Origin of the sequence: Kineococcus sp. DHX-1, from assembly GCF_042473625.1 — a bacterium.
GTDB lineage: Bacteria > Actinomycetota > Actinomycetes > Actinomycetales > Kineococcaceae > Kineococcus.
This window is the reverse complement of the sequence record NZ_CP170445.1, coordinates 3,891,998-3,907,403: the sequence shown is the minus strand read 5'-3', so window position 1 is coordinate 3,907,403 and position 15,406 is coordinate 3,891,998. Positions and strand designations below refer to the sequence as shown.

At 73.9% G+C, this 15,406-nt stretch carries 17 protein-coding genes; 10 read left to right on the top strand and 7 right to left on the bottom strand.

Annotation, left to right across the window (positions count from 1 at the left end; all coding sequences use genetic code 11):
• Positions 1-186 precede the first annotated feature (186 nt).
• On the top strand, positions 187-639 hold the full coding sequence (locus ACFEMC_RS18765; protein ID WP_380171029.1) for a nucleotidyltransferase domain-containing protein: 453 nt from the start codon (positions 187-189) through the stop codon (positions 637-639).
• Positions 636-1,043, top strand: a complete 408-nt coding sequence (locus tag ACFEMC_RS18760) for a hypothetical protein (RefSeq protein ID WP_380171028.1) — start codon at positions 636-638, stop codon at positions 1,041-1,043. Before ACFEMC_RS18765 ends, ACFEMC_RS18760 begins: the two co-directional genes overlap by 4 nt.
• Before the next feature lie 6 nt (positions 1,044-1,049).
• Here ACFEMC_RS18760 and ACFEMC_RS18755 read toward each other — a convergent pair whose 3' ends face one another.
• The 6 genes from ACFEMC_RS18755 to ACFEMC_RS18730 form a co-directional block, all read right to left on the bottom strand.
• Positions 1,050-1,289: a Smr/MutS family protein gene (locus ACFEMC_RS18755; RefSeq protein WP_380176878.1), complete on the bottom strand. Its 240-nt coding sequence runs from the start codon at positions 1,287-1,289 to the stop codon at positions 1,050-1,052.
• Between the two features lie 25 nt (positions 1,290-1,314).
• Positions 1,315-3,030: an acetyl/propionyl/methylcrotonyl-CoA carboxylase subunit alpha gene (locus tag ACFEMC_RS18750; RefSeq protein WP_380171027.1), complete on the bottom strand. Its 1,716-nt coding sequence runs from the start codon at positions 3,028-3,030 to the stop codon at positions 1,315-1,317.
• A gap of 116 nt (positions 3,031-3,146) precedes the next feature.
• A complete protein-coding gene (locus ACFEMC_RS18745; protein WP_380171026.1) occupies positions 3,147-4,706 on the bottom strand; it encodes a 5-oxoprolinase/urea amidolyase family protein in 1,560 nt (519 codons plus the stop codon).
• Complete coding sequence (locus ACFEMC_RS18740; RefSeq protein WP_380171025.1) at positions 4,703-5,509, bottom strand: putative hydro-lyase; 807 nt, start codon at positions 5,507-5,509, stop codon at positions 4,703-4,705. Before ACFEMC_RS18740 ends, ACFEMC_RS18745 begins: the two co-directional genes overlap by 4 nt.
• Positions 5,509-6,279, bottom strand: coding sequence for a LamB/YcsF family protein (locus ACFEMC_RS18735; RefSeq protein WP_380171024.1), 771 nt, complete (start codon positions 6,277-6,279; stop codon positions 5,509-5,511). The genes ACFEMC_RS18740 and ACFEMC_RS18735 overlap by 1 nt, the downstream gene beginning before the upstream one ends.
• A gap of 25 nt (positions 6,280-6,304) precedes the next feature.
• Positions 6,305-7,588, bottom strand: coding sequence for an NRAMP family divalent metal transporter (locus tag ACFEMC_RS18730; RefSeq protein ID WP_380171023.1), 1,284 nt, complete (start codon positions 7,586-7,588; stop codon positions 6,305-6,307).
• 222 nt (positions 7,589-7,810) lie between these two features.
• Here ACFEMC_RS18730 and ACFEMC_RS18725 point away from each other — a divergent pair, with 222 nt between their 5' ends.
• The 8 genes from ACFEMC_RS18725 (at position 7,811) to ACFEMC_RS18690 (ending at position 14,743) form a co-directional block, all read left to right on the top strand.
• The gene (locus ACFEMC_RS18725; protein WP_380176877.1) at positions 7,811-8,467 is read left to right on the top strand and encodes a GntR family transcriptional regulator; all 657 of its coding nucleotides are present in this window, start codon (positions 7,811-7,813) and stop codon (positions 8,465-8,467) included.
• 255 nt (positions 8,468-8,722) lie between these two features.
• Positions 8,723-10,702, top strand: a complete 1,980-nt coding sequence (ftsH, locus tag ACFEMC_RS18720) for an ATP-dependent zinc metalloprotease FtsH (protein ID WP_380171022.1) — start codon at positions 8,723-8,725, stop codon at positions 10,700-10,702.
• Positions 10,699-11,304, top strand: coding sequence for a GTP cyclohydrolase I FolE (folE, locus tag ACFEMC_RS18715; protein ID WP_380171021.1), 606 nt, complete (start codon positions 10,699-10,701; stop codon positions 11,302-11,304). Before ftsH ends, folE begins: the two co-directional genes overlap by 4 nt.
• The gene (folP, locus tag ACFEMC_RS18710; RefSeq protein WP_380171020.1) at positions 11,301-12,143 is read left to right on the top strand and encodes a dihydropteroate synthase; all 843 of its coding nucleotides are present in this window, start codon (positions 11,301-11,303) and stop codon (positions 12,141-12,143) included. Before folE ends, folP begins: the two co-directional genes overlap by 4 nt.
• Positions 12,140-12,553 (top strand): dihydroneopterin aldolase, encoded by a 414-nt coding sequence (gene folB / locus ACFEMC_RS18705; RefSeq protein WP_380171019.1) that lies wholly within the window; start codon positions 12,140-12,142, stop codon positions 12,551-12,553. The genes folP and folB overlap by 4 nt, the downstream gene beginning before the upstream one ends.
• Positions 12,550-13,050: a 2-amino-4-hydroxy-6-hydroxymethyldihydropteridine diphosphokinase gene (gene folK / locus ACFEMC_RS18700; RefSeq protein WP_380171018.1), complete on the top strand. Its 501-nt coding sequence runs from the start codon at positions 12,550-12,552 to the stop codon at positions 13,048-13,050. The genes folB and folK overlap by 4 nt, the downstream gene beginning before the upstream one ends.
• On the top strand, positions 13,047-13,532 hold the full coding sequence (locus tag ACFEMC_RS18695; RefSeq protein WP_367636647.1) for a DUF3180 domain-containing protein: 486 nt from the start codon (positions 13,047-13,049) through the stop codon (positions 13,530-13,532). The genes folK and ACFEMC_RS18695 overlap by 4 nt, the downstream gene beginning before the upstream one ends.
• A complete protein-coding gene (locus ACFEMC_RS18690) occupies positions 13,529-14,743 on the top strand; it encodes an aminotransferase class I/II-fold pyridoxal phosphate-dependent enzyme (protein WP_380171017.1) in 1,215 nt (404 codons plus the stop codon). The genes ACFEMC_RS18695 and ACFEMC_RS18690 overlap by 4 nt, the downstream gene beginning before the upstream one ends.
• Here the strand turns inward: ACFEMC_RS18690 and ACFEMC_RS18685 are convergent.
• A complete protein-coding gene (locus ACFEMC_RS18685) occupies positions 14,694-15,374 on the bottom strand; it encodes a class I SAM-dependent methyltransferase (RefSeq protein WP_380176876.1) in 681 nt (226 codons plus the stop codon). The genes ACFEMC_RS18690 and ACFEMC_RS18685 overlap by 50 nt on opposite strands.
• Between the last annotated feature and the right edge of the window lie 32 nt (positions 15,375-15,406).

Genomic DNA, 15,406 nt, shown 5'->3' with positions numbered 1-15,406 from the left:
AGCGATACTTGTGCCGTGGATGCGTCGAACCCCCTCCGTACGATCGCGCCCACGGTCGACGCGGACGTCCTCCAGGTGCTCGCCGGGACGCACCGTCCACTGAGCGGAGCCGCGGTCGCGACCCTCAGCCGCCGTTCCTACGCACGCAGCCGAGATTGCCTGCACCGCCTGGTCGAGCACGGTCTCGTGACCGCACAGGACGCCGGCTCGGCAGTCCTCTACGCCCTCAACCGCCAGCACGTGCTCGCCGCCGCTGTCCTGGCGGCGGTGGGCTCGCCGCCGGCCGTCGAGGCATTCCTGGTGGACCGGCTGGCCGCCTGGAACCCGCCGGCGAGGGCCGTCGTCCTCTTCGGGTCGTGGGCGCGGGGCGAGGCCGGCCCCGACAGCGACCTCGACGTCCTGCTCGTGCGGGACGACACCGTCGACGTCGACGGCCCGTGGGGAGACCAGGTGCACGCGACGGGGCAGGCTCTGGAGGTCATGACGGGCAACTCCGTCCAGTTCGTCCAGGTCAGCCGCTCACAACTGGCGACCGCCGTCCGAGAGGACCAGCCGCTCATCGCCAGCCTGCGCCAGGACGGTCGTGTCCTCGCGGGGCCGTCGTTGCGGGCACTGCTCACCGCTGGAACAGCGGCATGAGCCGTCTCGGACCACGTACTGGCGACTGCACCCCAGCGGATGCCCGGACCCGGTTGCGGCAAGCTCGGCTGTACCTGGAAGCGGCCGACCTCATACAGGCCGAGTACGTGGCGGAGGCCGCGACCGTCGCGACTGGCAACGCCGTGCTCGCCGCCATCGCTGCGGCGGACGCGATCTGCTGCTTCGCGGCCGGGGTGCGGTCGCGCGGTCAGGACCATCGTCAGGCCATCACCCTCCTGCAGGAGACCACCGGCGACGCCGCACTGGCGAGAGCGTTGCGGGAGGTGCTCGACCTCAAGGACACGGGTCACTACGGGTTGAGGAACGTGTCCGCGAGCAACTGCACTGCGGCACTGCGGAAAGCACGCACGTTGGTCGACGCAGCGGCCCACCGCGTGCGCTGAGGACCCTCAGAACCGCAAGACGACCCGGCCCTCGTTGTCCGGGTCGACCGCGGCCCCCTTGACGAGCTTCGCGATCTGCGGCTGCCGCAGGTACGTCAGCACGCGGGCGCGCAGCTTGCCCTCGCCCTTGCCGCAGATGATCTCCGCGGTCGGCTCCCCGCTGGCGGCCGCGCGCAGGACGAACGTGCGCAGGGTGGTGTCGATGTCCCGGGTGTTGCGGAACACGGAGTGCAGGTCGACGGACATCACGACGCCCACTCTGCCGCGGTCCTCACCCGATCCGCGCGAGCACCTCGCCCGCCCCGATCGCGGCGCCCTCCTCGGCGACCCGCCGCAGCGTCCCCGCCCGGTGCGCGGCGACGCGCGCCTCCATCTTCATGGCCTCCACGACGACGACGTCCTGGCCCGCCGCGACCTCGGCGCCGTCCTCGACGAGCCAGCTCGTCAGCGTCCCGGGGGCCGCGGCGGCCAGGGCGTCCTCGTCCGCTCCCGTCTCCGCCTCGGCCGTCCCGGGACCGACGGACCCGAGCGAGGCCAGGAACTCCGCGGGCAGCCCGACCGTCGCCATCCGCCCGTCGATCTCGACTCCGAACCGGCGCAGGGCCGCCCCCTGCACCGGAGCCGGTCGCAGCTGGGGTTCGAGCCGCGGCATGAGCTCGGTCTCGATCCACTGCGTGTGAACGGCGAAACCCTCCGTCGAGAAGTCGGGTTCGTCGACGACGGCCCCCGCGAACGGCAGGACCGTCGCGATCCCGGTGACGTGGAACTCCGCCAGCGCGCGTCGGGCGCGGGCCAGCGCGGTGTCGCGGTCGGCGGCGTGGACGAGCAGCTTCCCGGCGAGGGAGTCGAACGCGGCCTGGACGGTGTCGCCCGTCTCGACCCCGCCGTCCCACCGCACACCCGGACCCGACGGCACTCGCAGCTCCTCGACGAGCCCGGGTGAGGGCAGGAAGCCCCGCCCCGGGTCCTCGGCGTTGACCCGGAACTCGAACGCGTGACCCCGCGGCTCGGGCGTCGTCGCGAACGACGGGCCGGCGCCCTCGGCGATGCGGAACTGCTCGCGCACCAGGTCGGTCCCCGTGACGAGCTCGGTGACGGGGTGTTCCACCTGCAGGCGGGTGTTCACCTCGCAGAACGACAACGTGCCGTCCGCACCGAGGAGGAACTCCACCGTCCCCGCGCCGCGGTAGTCGACGGCGGCGCAGATGTCGCGGGCCGCGCGGTGGATCGTCTCGCGTTCCTCGTCGCTCAACCCGGGGGCGGGAGCCTCCTCGACGAGCTTCTGGTTCCGGCGCTGCAGCGAGCAGTCGCGGTCCCCGACGACGGTGACGGACCCCTTCCCGTCGCCGAGCACCTGGACCTCCAGGTGCCGGGGCCGCTCGAGGAACTTCTCCACGAAGCACTCGCCGCGACCGAACGCGGCGACGGCCTCCCGCGTCGCGGACTCGAACGCGTCCGCGATGTCCTCGCGCGTGCGGGCCACGCGCATCCCGCGACCGCCGCCGCCGTGGGCGGCCTTCACCACGACCGGCAGCCCGAACTCGTCGGCGAACGCCTGAGCCTCCGCGGCGTCGGCCAGGGGTTTCGTCGACCCGGGGGCCAGGGGGGCGCCGGCGTCGCGGGCGATGGCGCGGGCGGTCACCTTGTCGCCGAGGGCCTCGATGGTCTCCGGGGCCGGGCCGATCCACGTCAGGCCCGCGGCCTCCACGGCCCGGGCGAACTCGGCGTTCTCCGACAGGAACCCGTACCCGGGGTGGACGGCGTCCGCGCCAGAGCTCTCCGCGGCGGCCAGCAGGGCCTCCACGTCCAGGTACGTCTCCGCCGCCGAGGTGCCGTGCAGCGCGACCGCCGCGTCGGCCAGCCGGACGTGCAGGGCGCCGGCGTCCTGGTCGGCGTAGACGGCGACGGACCGCAGCCCCGCCTCGGCGGCGGCGCGGACGACGCGCACGGCGATCTCGCCGCGGTTGGCGATCAGGACGGTCTTCACGACTGCTACCTCCGGGTGTTCAGACGGTCACGGTGCTGCGTGGAAAACACTCCTTCCGCCCTCGAAACGCCCCCACAGGGGCGGAAAGAGTGTTTTCCACGCGGGTCGGGGCTGGGTCAGAGGTCGGCGAAGGGGGCGCGGGGGCGGAAGCGGACGCGGGCGCCCGGGGGCAGTTGACCCAGGAGGTCGAGGTGGGCGTCGACGACGGCCCCGACGACGGGGTACCCGCCGGTGAGGGGGTGGTCGGGGCCGAAGAGGACGGGTTGCCCGTCCGGCGGGACCTGGATCGCACCGGTGACGGCGCCCTCGCTGGGCAGTTCCCCCTCGCGGCGGCGTTCCAGCGGGGTCCCCGCCAGGCGCAGGCCGACGCGGTCGGACCGGGGCGTGACCTCCCACTCCTGGGTGAGCAGCGAGTCCACGGCCTCGTCGGTGAACCAGTCGGTGCGCGGCCCGAGGACGACGTCGAGCTCGACGACCTGCCCGCTGCGGGGGAGTTCCGTGACGGGGTGCGGTCCGGGGTCGACGGCGTGCGGGGCGGCCGCGGGCCCGTGCAGCGCGACGCGGTCCCCGGCGGCGAGCGGTCGCGGGCCGACCCCGGACAACGTGTCCGTGGCCAGCGACCCCAGCGCGGCGGGAACGCGGAACCCCCCGCGGACCGCGACGACCGTGCGCACCCCGGACCGCTGGGCCCCGAGCCGCAACCTGTCGCCGTCCTCGACGGCCACGGGCTGCGCGGCCGGGACGGGGAGACGCGTCCCGTCCACCGCCACCAGCGTCGCGTCGGTCTCCGCCCCGGCCAGGGCCAGCACGCCGGCGCCGGTGAACCGCAGCACGGCCCCGCCGCCGGCGAGTTCCAGGACGGCGGTGTCCGCGCAGTTCCCGACGGCGCGGTTCGCCGTGCGCACCGCGGCCCGGTCGGCGGCTCCCGAGGCGGCGACGCCCTCGGCCAGGTGCCCCGGGCGTCCGAGGTCCTGCAGCAGCAGCTGCACCCCCGGGGAGACGACCTCCACCGAGAACGGCGACGCGACGGGTTCCGGGCGCGGCGCACTGACCTGGACGAGGTCCCGGTCGACCTGCCGGAACCGGACCGTCGTCCCCGGCGCGAACAGTGCGGGCGGGTCGCGGTCGATGTCCCACATGACCGTGTCGGTGCGGCCGATCAGCTGCCAGCCGCCCGGGCTCTCCCGTGGGTAGACCCCGGAGAACGTCCCGGCCAGGCCGACGGAACCGGCGGGGATCCGGGTGCGCGGGGACGACCGGCGCGGGACGTCGAACAGCGGGTCGTCCCCGACGAGGTAGCCGAAACCCGGGGCGTACCCCGTGAACGCGACCGTCCACGTCGCCGCCTGGTGCCGCCGGACGAGTTCCTCGGCCGAACACCCCAGCAGGACGGCGACCTCGTCGAGGTCCTGGCCGTCGTAACGGACCTCGACGGTCACCGACCGCGTCCCGGACGCCACCTCGGACGCCGGTTCGACGGCACGCAGCCGCGCCACGAGGTCGGTGGGCGTGGTCGCGCGGGGGTCGAAGACCACGAGGACCGTGCGGGCCGCGGGTACGACCTCGCGCACCCCGGGCAGGTCGGCGGCGAGGAGCGCGGGGAAGAACCGCGTCGTCTCGTCGAGGTCGGACAGTTCGACCACGACGGCCGTGTCGCTGACGGGCAGGAACCTCACGCCGCCCCCACCCCGGTGTCGTACTCGCGGTCGAGGACGTCGGTGACGAACATGTGCCCCGGTGCGTGGGTGACGGCGAACGGCGGGCGCGAGGCGAGCAGCGCCGCCTGCGGCGTGACTCCGCACGCCCAGAACACGGGGACCTCGCCGTCGCGGACGACGGGCGGGTCGCCGAAGTCGGGGGAGCCCAGGTCGCCGATTCCCAGTTCCGCGGGGTCCCCCACGTGGACGGGGGCCCCGTGCACGGCGGGGAACCGGCCGGTGATCGCCACGGCGTCGGCGACCTGGCCGGCGGGGACGGGGCGCATCGAGACGACGAGGTCGCCGCGCAGCCGGCCGGCGGGTGCGCACGCCCGGTCGGTCCGGTACATCGGGACGTTCCGGCCGAGTTCCTGGTGGCGGACGGGGATCCCGGCGGCGAGCAGCGGTGTCTCGAACGTGAAGCTGCAGCCGATGAGCAGGGTCACGAGGTTCCGCCAGTACGGCGTGGCGTCGGCGACCTCCTCGACCACCTCCCCGTCGCGGAAGATCCGGTACGCGGGCAGGTCGGTGCACACGTCCGACCCCGGCGCGAGCGCCGACTCGACCTGCCCGACCTCCAGGACGTCGAGCACGGGGCAGGGTTGCGGGTTCCGCTGCGCGAACAGCAGCAGGTCGAACGCCCAGTCCGCCGGGACGGCGACGAGGTTCGCCTGCGTGAACCCCGGCGCGACGCCGCTCGTGGGTTCGACGCGTCCGGCCCGGTAGGCCGCGCGGGCGTCCTGGGCCGCCGAGCGCAGGACCGACGGGGCGAGCGCCACCATCAGGCGGCCCGCACGACGAACGGCGCGATCTCGACACCCGCGCCGGTCAGGGCGGCCCGGACGGCGCTGGCCATCGCGACCGCGCCCGGGCTGTCGCCGTGGACGCACAGCGACTGGGCCCGCACGGGGACGTCCGTGCCGTCGACCGCCTCGACGACGCCCTGCTCGACGAGCCGCACCATGCGCCGGGCCACGAGGTCGGCGTCGTGCAGGACCGCGCCGGGTTCCTTGCGCGAGACGAGCTGCCCCGCGGGTGTGTAGGCGCGGTCGGCGAAGGCCTCGGCCGCCGTCGCGAGCCCGGCCCGGTCGGCGACGTCGAGGGCGACCCCGCCGGCCAGGCCCAGCAGGACCAGCGTGGGGTCGACGGCCTTCACCGCCGCGACCACGACGGCCGCGGTCGCCTCGTCGACGGCCATCGTGTTGTAGAGCGCGCCGTGGGGTTTGACGTAGACGACGGCGTCGCCGACCGAACGGGCCAGTGCCCACACCGCACCGAGCTGGTACTCCACGTGGGCCTGCAACGTCGCCGCGGGCAGGTCGAGGCGTTCGCGGCCGAAGTTCTCGTAGTCGCGGTACCCGGGGTGGGCGCCGATCGCCACGCCGGCGCGCGACGCGGCCAGCACCGTCTCGCGGATCCCCTCGGGGCTGCCGGCGTGGAACCCGCAGGAGACGTTGGCGCTGGAGACGACGGAGAGCATGGCCGCGTCGTCGGAGACGGGACGGTCGGGGGTGTTCTCCCCGAGGTCGGAGTTCAGGTCGAGGGTCGACACGGGTTTCCTCCGGGTTGAGGCGGGGTCAGGCGGACAGGAAGTCGAAGACGGGACCGACGGACTGCGAGGCCATGAAGAAGCTGATCGCCAGCGCGACCGTCCCCACGACGAGCAGCCACACGGGGTAGCGGTACCCGCCGAGCACGTCGCGCTGCCGGAACCAGCCGATGTAGAGGAACACCGTCAGGCCGATCGGGAGGATCAGCCCGTTGAACCCGCCGACGAACACGAGCAGTGCGGCCGGTGCCGTGCCGATGACCAGGTACACGACGAGCGAGACGACGATGAAGGCGACGGTCGTGAGCTGCAGCGGCCACCCGCCGGCGAGCCGGCGGGAGAACGTGGAGAGGAACGTCGAGGAGGTGTAGGCGGCGCCGATGACCGACGTGAGGGCCGCGGCCCAGAAGATCGCCCCGAAGATGCGGATGCCCGCGTCGCCGAGGACGGCGCCGAACGCCTGGCCCGCGGGGTTGGCCGCGCGGCCCGAGAGGTCGAGGGCGACGCCGGAGGCGACGACGCCGAGGACGGCGAGGAACAGCACGTAGCGCATGACGCCGGTGACGAGGATGCCCGTGACGGACGCGCGGTGGACGGCGCGGACGTGCTCGGGGCCGGTCTGCCCGGAGGCCAGGTAGCGGTGGGCGCCGGCGTACGTGATGTACCCGCCGACCGTGCCGCCGACGATCGTCGTGATCGTCGCGAAGTTCACGGTGTCCGGCACGAAGGTCTGCCGGAAGGCGTCGCCGACGGGCGGCCCGGAGGCGATGGCGACGGCCACCGTCATGACGATCATGCCCACCCCCAGGACGAGCACGACGCGGTCCACGACGGTCCCGGCCCGCTTGAAGAGGAACACCGCGATCGCGAGCAGCCCGGTGACGAGGCCGCCCACCTTGGGGTCGAGCCCGAGCAGGGCGTTGAGGCCGAGCCCGCCGCCGGCGATGTTGCCGATGTTGAAGGCCAGGCCGCCGACGACGATGAGGACGGTCAGCACGTGGCCGGAGAAGGGGACGGCGCTGTTGGCCAGGTCGCCCGCGCGCTTGCCGGTGACGGTGATGAGCCGCCAGACGTTCATCTGGACGGCGAAGTCGATGAGGATCGACAGCAGGATCGCGAAGGCGAAGGCCGCCCCGAGCGTGGCGGTGAAGGTCGCGGTCTGGGTGATGAACCCCGGGCCGATGGCGGACGTGGCCATGAGGAAGATCGCGCCGACGACGGGCCCTCGGCCCGGCCTCCTGCGCGTCGTGCTGAGGGACGAGCTCGAGTCGGTGGCGGTGCTGGCGCTCTCCTGGGCGGGGCGCTCGGTCATGGGGGCTCCCGGGGACGTGGCGACGCTGCTGCGGGCGGGGCTGCCGGGCGGCAGCACTCTGTCACCGCTGGTTGAAGAACACAATGGCGCAGATTGTTGAACAACGTGTTGCGCCGTGTTGCGTTCGTGTGAACTCCGCGTCCCGCTGGTCGCGTGCGGCCGGCCACCTACGATGGCGAGGTGACCGAGGCCGCCACGCTGACCCCCGCGCCCGACGGCGGCCTGGAGGGCGCGACGGGCGGCGAGGCGGGGGGCACCCTGGCCCGGCTGCTCAGCGCGCGGATCGTGGCGGGGGAGCTGCGCCCCGGCCAGCGCCTGTCCGAGGCGGCCCTCGCCCAAAGCTTCAACGTCTCCCGCAACACCCTGCGCGAGGCCTTCCGCGTGCTGGCCGAGCAGGGCCTGCTCGAGCACGTCCCGCACCGCGGGGTGTCGGTCACCTCGCCGCGGGTGGCCGACGTGCTCGACATCTACCGCGTCCGCCGGCACGTCGAGACCGGGGTGCTGGCCCGCGCCGACGTCTCCCACCCCGCCGTGGAGCGGATGCGGTCCGCGGTCGACGCCGCGGACGTCGCCGTCGCGAAGGGGGACTGGGTCGCGGTCGGCACCGCGAACATGGCCTTCCACGAGGCCCTCGTCTCCCTCGCCGACAGCCCGCGCCTGCTGCGCCTGTACCGGCAGCTCGCCGCCGAGCTGCGCCTGGCCTTCCTGCTCATCGGGGACCCGCAGACGCTGCACGGCCGCTTCGTCGCCCGCAACCGCTCGGTGCTCGACACCTTCGCCGCCGACGGCGGGACCGCGGCGGCGCGCGAGCTGGAGGAGTACCTGACGGAGTCCGAGCGGACCGTCCTCGGGGCGTTCTCGCGCCTCGGCGTCGGCTGAGGAGCGCGGCCGGCTGGGCCCCCACCTGGCCGACGGTCGGCCGACTGTCGCTCAGCTCACAGCGAAACGGCAGGAGCCCGGCGGAACAGCGTCCCCGTCCCGCCCGTTCGATGGGCGTAGGACCTGCGGCGAGGGTGCCCGGGCCTCCGTCACGTCGTCGGCTCCCAGGAGCGTCACCGGCGTGTCGGTGGCGCGGTGTACCGTCGAACGTCAGGCAGGAACGAGCAGGAGGGACGGGGGGGCGACCCCTCACAGATGCCCAACACTCTCAAGCGCATCGTCAGGGGCCCGTGGCTCTGGATCGTCGTGGCGATCGCGGCTGTCGCGATCGGCGCCTCCTTCTTCGCGTCCAGCGGGACGGCGGAAGTCTCCACGACCCGCGCGATCCAGCTGATCGAGCAGGGCAAGGTCCAGAAGGCGACGCTCACCGACGGCAACCAGCGGATCGACCTCACGCTGAAGTCCGGTGAGACGGTCGACGGCGCCACGTCGGTCCGCTCGTACTACATCTCCCAGCGCGGGACCGAGGTCCTGACTGAGCTCAACGACAACCCGCCGCCGGACGGCGTGACCGACGAGGTGCCGACGACCGGCATCCTGCAGTCGCTGCTGTTCACCGTCGGGCCGATCCTGCTCCTCATCCTCCTGTTCTGGTTCCTCATGAGCCAGATGCAGGGTGGCGGCAGCCGGGTCATGCAGTTCGGCAAGTCCAAGGCCAAGATGATGACAAAGGACACCCCCAAGACGACGTTCGCCGACGTCGCGGGCGCCGACGAGGCCGTCGAGGAGCTGCACGAGATCAAGGAGTTCCTCCAGGACTCCGCCAAGTTCCTGGCCGTCGGGGCCAAGATCCCCAAGGGCGTCCTGCTCTACGGCCCGCCCGGCACCGGCAAGACGCTGCTCGCCCGGGCCGTCGCCGGTGAGGCCGGCGTGCCCTTCTACTCGATCTCCGGGTCGGACTTCGTCGAGATGTTCGTCGGTGTCGGCGCCAGCCGCGTCCGCGACCTCTTCGAGCAGGCCAAGTCCAACGCCCCCGCGATCATCTTCGTCGACGAGATCGACGCCGTCGGTCGCCACCGCGGTGCCGGCATGGGCGGCGGGCACGACGAGCGCGAGCAGACGCTGAACCAGCTGCTCGTCGAGATGGACGGCTTCGACGTCAAGACGAACGTCATCCTCATCGCGGCGACGAACCGCCCCGACATCCTCGACCCGGCCCTGCTGCGCCCTGGCCGCTTCGACCGCCAGATCGCCGTCGAGGCCCCGGACATGGAGGGCCGCCACAAGATCCTCCAGGTCCACGGCAAGGGCAAGCCGCTCGCGCCGAACATCGACCTCGAGGCCGTCGCCCGCCGCACGCCGGGCTTCTCCGGCGCCGACCTGGCCAACGTCCTCAACGAGGCCGCGCTGCTGACGGCCCGCGCTGACGCGAAGGTCATCGACGACAGCGCGCTCGACGAGGCGATCGACCGCGTCATGGCCGGTCCGCAGAAGCGCACGCGCCGCATGAACGAGAAGGAGCTGCGGGTCACCGCCTACCACGAGGGCGGTCACGCCCTGGTGGCGGCGGCCATGGCCAACACCGACCCGGTGACGAAGGTGACGATCCTTCCCCGCGGTCGTGCGCTCGGCTACACGATGGTCCTGCCGACCGAGGACAAGTACTCGACGTCGCGCAACGAGATCCTCGACCAGCTCGCGTACGCCCTCGGCGGCCGGGTCGCCGAGGAGCTCGTGTTCCACGACCCGACGACCGGGGCGAGCAACGACATCGAGAAGGCCACCGGGATGGCCCGCAAGATGGTCACCCAGTACGGCATGAGCGAACGCGTCGGGGCGATCAAGCTCGGCTCCGGCGGTGGCGAGGTCTTCCTCGGCCGCGACATGGGCCACGAGCGCGACTACTCCGAGGGTCTCGCCGGCATCGTCGACGAGGAGGTGCGCCGGCTCATCGAGGCGGCGCACGACGAGGCGTGGGAGGTGCTCGTCGAGCACCGTCCCGTCCTCGACGCGCTCGTCGTCGCGCTGCTGGACAAGGAGACGCTGAACCAGGCCGAGCTCGCGGAGATCTTCGCCCCCGTGGTGAAGCGCCCGCAGCGTCCGGTGTGGCTGTCGTCGGAGCGCCGGCACGTCTCGGACATCCCGCCGGTGAACACCCGGGGGCAGCTGAACGGTCACGCCGGCGGGTTCCAGGCGCCGGTGAACTACGAGAACGGGTCGAACGAGCAGTCGTGAGCAGCACGGGGACGCCGGCCGCGGGCAGCCGGTCGTTCGACCGGGCGCGGGCCGAGAACGCGGTCCGGGAGTTCCTCCTCGCCATCGGTGAGGACCCGGACCGCGAGGGCCTACGGGACACCCCGCAACGGGTGGCCAAGGCGGCGACCGAGCTCTACGCGGGCCTGTGGCTCGAACCGGCCGACGTCCTCGTCACCGACTTCGGGCTCGAGCACGACGAGCTCGTGCTGGTGAAGGACATCGAGGTCCAGTCCACCTGCGAGCACCACCTCCTGCCCTTCCACGGCGTCGCGCACGTCGGGTACATCCCGGGCGAGCACGGCCGGGTGACGGGGCTGTCGAAGCTGGCCCGGTTGGTCGACGTCTACGCCCGCCGCCCCCAGCTGCAGGAACGCCTCACGACGCAGGTCGCCGACGCCCTCACCGAGCACCTGCACCCGCGCGGCGTCATCGTCGTGGTCGAGGCCGAGCACTCCTGCATGACCTACCGCGGCGTCCGGAAGCCGGGCGCCAAGACCGTCACCTCCGCCGTCCGCGGGTCGTTGCGCAACGCCGCCACCCGCGCCGAGGCGATGAGCCTCATCGTCGCGGGCCACCGGTGAACCCCCTCCTCGCGCCGGGACCCACGCGCGTCCTGGGCGTCCTCAACGTCACGCCGGACTCCTTCTCCGACGGCGGCCGGCACACCGACGACCCCGTCGCGCGCGGGATCGCGCTGCACGCCGCGGGCGCCGACCTCGTCGACGTCGGCGGGGAGTCCACCCGCCCGGGCGCCACGCGCGTGGACGCCGCCGAGGAGCTGCGCCGCGTCCTGCCCGTCGTCGAGGGCCTCGTCGCCGCAGGGGTGCCCGTCAGCGTCGACACCATGCGCGCCGCGACCGCCCGCGCCGTCGTCGGGGCCGGGGCGGCCGTCGTCAACGACGTCTCCGGCGGGCTGGCGGACCCGGACATGGCCGCCACCGTCGCCGGGCTCGACTGCGTCTACGTGCTCTCGCACTGGCGGGGGGCCTCGGACGTCATGAACTCCCTCGCCACCTACGACGACGTCGTGGCCGAGGTCGGCGCCGAACTGCAGGCCCGCCTGCAGGCGGTGACCGCGGCCGGGGTCGACCGCGACCGCATCGTGCTCGACCCCGGCCTGGGGTTCGCCAAGCGCGCCGAGCACGACTGGGCCCTGCTCGCCCGCCTCGACGAGCTCGAGCGCTTAGGGCTGCCGCTGCTCGTCGGGGCGTCGCGCAAGCGCTTCCTCGGTGCGCTGCTCACCGGGCCCGACGGAGCCGTGCCCCCGCCGGAGGGGCGGGACGCCGCCACGGCCGTCGTCACCGGGCTGGCCGCCGAGCGCGGGGTCTGGGGCGTGCGCGTGCACGACGTCGCCTCCTCGGTCGCCGCGGTCCGTGTCGTCGGCGCCTGGCGCGAGGCAGCGCGGGTGAGCGTGCCGTGAGCTCCCTCGACGCCGCCGGCGCCGTCCTCGACGCGGACGGCCGCCCCCTGGACCGCATCGTGCTGCGCGGGCTGTCCGGCCGCGGCCGGCACGGCGTCCTGGACGCCGAACGCGAGCTGGGGCAGCACTTCGCGCTCGACGTCGCGCTGCACCTCGACACCCGTGAGGCCGCTGCGGGCGACGACCTGGAGGCGACCGTCCACTACGGCCTGCTCGCGCAGGACCTCGTCGCCGTCCTCGTGGGCGAGCCCGTCGCGCTGCTGGAGACGCTCGCCCAGCGCCTCGCCGACGTCGCCCTGGCCGCGTCGCCGCGGGTCGCCGCCGTCGACGTCGTCGTCCACAAGCCGCAGGCGCCCGTCCCGGTGCCCTTCGCCGACGTCGAGCTGTGCGTCCGCAGGAGCCGCTCGTGACGCGGGGGACGGGAGGGGCCCGGGCCGTGCTGGCGCTCGGCGCCAACGTCGGTCACCGCGCCGCGACCCTGCACGCTGCCGTCGAGGCCCTCGCCGCCACCGACGGCATCACCGTGGACGCGGTCTCCACCACCATCGAGACGGCCCCCGTCGGCGCGGTGCCCGACCAGCCGGACTTCCTCAACGCGGTCGTCCTCGTGCGCACCGACCTCGACCCGCACGCGCTGCTCGCCGCCGCGCACGCCGTCGAGGCCGGGCTCGGCCTGGACCGCAGCACCAAGGTGCACGACGGACCGCGGCCCATCGACGTCGACGTCGTCACCGTGGGCCACACCGTGCTGGACGAGGACGGGCTCGTCCTGCCCCACCCGCGCGCCCACGAGCGCGACTTCGTCCTCGGCCCGTGGCTGGAGCTCGACCCCGACGCCGCCCTGCCCGGACCGCACGGCGGTCGCGTCGCCGACCTGCTGCGCCGCCTGGAGGAGGAACCCGCGTGAAGCCGACCCGCCCCGGGCTGCTGCTCGCCCTCGGGTTCCTCGCCGCCGTCGGGGCCTGGTCCGGCCTGCAGGTCTGGGTGGCCGGCGGGCACGCCGAACCGGACCTCATGTGGCGCACCACGTTCACCATCGGGCTGCTCGTCCTCGCCGTCCTCGGCGTGGGCTGGCCGGTCAAGCAGTGGGTCGACGGCGACAAGAGCCGCCGCATCGACGCGCTGCGCGCCGCCCGCACGGCCGCGCTGGCCAAGGCGGCCTCCGTCGCGGGCGCCCTGCTCGTCGGGGTGTTCCTCGGCTGGGGCGTGCACTACCTGCCCACCCTGCACATCGCCGCCCGCCGGTCCGAGGCGTGGGTGGCCGTCGGCGACGTCGTCGTCTCGGCGCTGCTCCTCGTCGCGGGCCTCGTCGTCGAACGCTGGTGCCGCGTGCCCCCCGAGGACGACGACGAGACCGGGGTGCGCGCGAGCGGGGGAGGCCGGGCGTGAAGCTGTCCCAGCGCGCCGAGACGACCGAGCCGTTCCACGCGCTCGCGATCGGCCAGCGCGCCGCCGAGCTCGCCGCGCAGGGTCACCACGTCGTCCGGCTGAGCATCGGCGAACCTGACTTCGGCGCCCCGCCGGAGGTGCTCGCCGCGCTGCGCGACGTCGCCGACGGGCGTCCCCTGCCCTACACGCCCGCGCTCGGGCTGCCCGAGCTGCGCGCCGCGATCGCGCGGAACTACCGGGACCGGCACGGCGTCGACGTCGACCCCGCCCGCATCGCCGTGACGTCCGGGGCGTCGGCCGCCCTGCTGCTCGTCCTCGCCGCGACCGTCGACCCCGGCGACGACGTCCTGCTCGCCGACCCGTCCTACCCCTGCAACCGGCAGCTGATCTCCACCTTCGGCGGCCGGGCCCTCACGCTGCCGACGACGCCGGAGGACCGCTACCAGCTGTCCACCGACGCGGTCCGGCGGGCGTGGACCCCCGCGACGTCGGTCGTCATGGTCGCCTCACCGTCGAACCCGACGGGGACCTCCGTGCCCCCGGGCGAACTCGCGGCGCTGTGCGCCGAGGTCGCCGCCCGCGACGCGTGGCGGGTCGTCGACGAGATCTACCTCGACCTGGCCGACCCCGCGCCCGACGGGACGCCCGCCCGGACCGTCCTGGCCGCCGACCCCGAGGCCGTCGTCGTCAGCAGCTTCTCGAAGTACTTCGGCATGACGGGGTGGCGGCTCGGCTGGGCGGTCCTGCCGCCCGCGCTCGTCGAACCCGTGGAGCGGCTGGCGCAGAACTACTTCATCGCCGCCTCGACGCCGTTGCAGCAGGCCGCGCTGGCCTGCTTCACCCCGGGCTCGCTCGCCGTCTGCGAGGAGAGGCGCCTCGAGTTCGCCGCCCGCCGCGCCCTCGTCCTGGAGGGTCTGGACGCGCTGGGGCTGCCCGTCCCCGTCGTCCCGGACGGGGCGTTCTACGTCTACTTCGACGTCCGGTCCAGCGGTCTGGACGCGGGGGAGTTCTGCGCGCGGGCCCTGGCCGAGCACCACGTGGCGCTGACTCCGGGGCGCGACTTCGCGTCCGCGCAGGGGACGGCGCAGACCCACGTGCGGTTGTCCTACGCCGCCTCCCGCGCCGAACTCACCGAGGGGCTGCGCCGGATCGGGGAGTTCCTCAGCGCGGTGTCCGCCACGTCGACACGTGCGAGCGCGACGCAGCCGTGAACTCCGAGCGGTCCCACCCGCTCCAGCGGCTCTCCAGCCGCAACCCGGCGATGCGCGCCATGAGGTCGTACTCCGCCGGCCAGGCGTACCGGTGGTGCGAGGCGAACCTCGACGCCGTCCCGTCGGGACCGAACCGGACGTGGTGCGACGTCAGCCGGGATGCCACGAGGTCGTAGGTGTCGAACCCGAGGTGCTCGGGGGAGACGTCGAAGGGGCGGGCCGAGTCCCCGGGCGGCAGCCGCTGCAGTTCCGGGACGAAGGTCTCGACGAGGAACGCACCCCCGGGTTCCAGGTGCCGGGCCGCGTTGACGAAGCACTCCACCTGTTCGTCCTGCTCCAGCAGGTTCGTGACGGTGTTGAAGACGAGGTAGACGAGGGAGAACCCCCCGGCCACGCGGGTCGTCGCCATGTCCCCCTCGACCACCTCGACGGCGGGGGCCCCGGCGGCCGTCTTCGCGCACAGTTCCGCGATCATGTGGGGCGACAGTTCGATGCCCGAGACCGGCACCCCGCGGGCGGCGAGGGCGAGGCCGACACGCCCCGTGCCGATCGCGAACTCCAGCGCGCGGCCCGACCCGGCGAGGTCGGACAGCACGTCGACCGTCGGCCCGAGGACCTCGGGGGCGAACATCCCGCTCGAGTCTTCGTCGTAGGTGCGGGCCA

Bases quoted from the DNA above. Each gene is read 5' to 3' on its own strand.
- ACFEMC_RS18760 (WP_380171028.1), top strand. From the start codon at position 636: ATGAGCCGTCTCGGACCACGTACTGGCGACTGCACCCCAGCGGATGCC.
- ACFEMC_RS18755 (WP_380176878.1), bottom strand. From the start codon at position 1,289: ATGTCCGTCGACCTGCACTCCGTGTTCCGCAACACCCGGGACATCGAC.
- ACFEMC_RS18740 (WP_380171025.1), bottom strand. From the start codon at position 5,509: ATGGTGGCGCTCGCCCCGTCGGTCCTGCGCTCGGCGGCCCAGGACGCC.
- ACFEMC_RS18730 (WP_380171023.1), bottom strand. From the start codon at position 7,588: ATGACCGAGCGCCCCGCCCAGGAGAGCGCCAGCACCGCCACCGACTCG.
- ftsH (WP_380171022.1), top strand. From the start codon at position 8,723: ATGCCCAACACTCTCAAGCGCATCGTCAGGGGCCCGTGGCTCTGGATC.
- ACFEMC_RS18685 (WP_380176876.1), bottom strand. From the start codon at position 15,374: ATGTTCGCCCCCGAGGTCCTCGGGCCGACGGTCGACGTGCTGTCCGAC.